Genomic DNA, 603 nt, shown 5'->3' with positions numbered 1-603 from the left:
GATGGTAGTTGGGGGTCTCCCCCTGTGAGAGTAGGACGCCGCCAAGCTTGTCTAAGGATCAGTTCCGTTTGGAACTGGTCTTTTTTGTGCTTCTTGAGAAAATATGCTGCTGATTGCACTTGTTTGATGAACGTTTCAACACTCTAGCGCATTTACAGGCATGTGAAACACTTTAAAAATGAGATCGGGTATTCCAGTTAACTATGAAATAACCAGTAAAGAGTTAGATTAATAGATGATAGAAAAGCTCTGTATTGATAATAGTAGATAATTCTAATACGGACCACATGGTATCTAATGTGAGAAGCGAATATTTATGAAGGAATTGCCCGTTTTTAAAGAGAATATAGAGTGGAGAAGTTTAAGTGATGAACGTTAGATCACGCTGTTTTAATAGAAGAAATAATGGTCATCTGTTAAAAGAAATACGTAATGAAAATTGAAATAAAATTTTTTTAATATAGCCTTTACAAATGATGAAAACCTGTATATAATAATCTTTGTCGGATCGAGAGATTCCTACATAGTGGAGGATTAGCTCAGCTGGGAGAGCATCTGCCTTACAAGCAGAGGGTCGGCGGTTCGAGCCCGTCATCCTCCACC

At 38.1% G+C, this 603-nt stretch carries 1 tRNA gene; it reads left to right on the top strand.

Features of this window, described 5'->3' with window-relative positions:
- Positions 1-528 precede the first annotated feature (528 nt).
- A tRNA-Val gene (locus SB660_RS18900) sits at positions 529-601 on the top strand.
- Positions 602-603: the final 2 nt, after the last annotated feature.

It is taken from the genome of Bacillus sp. SIMBA_005, assembly GCF_046535585.1.
Lineage (GTDB): Bacteria > Bacillota > Bacilli > Bacillales > Bacillaceae > Bacillus > Bacillus pumilus.
The sequence above is the reverse complement of the archived record's forward strand: the minus strand, read 5'-3'. Positions and strand labels throughout refer to the sequence as shown.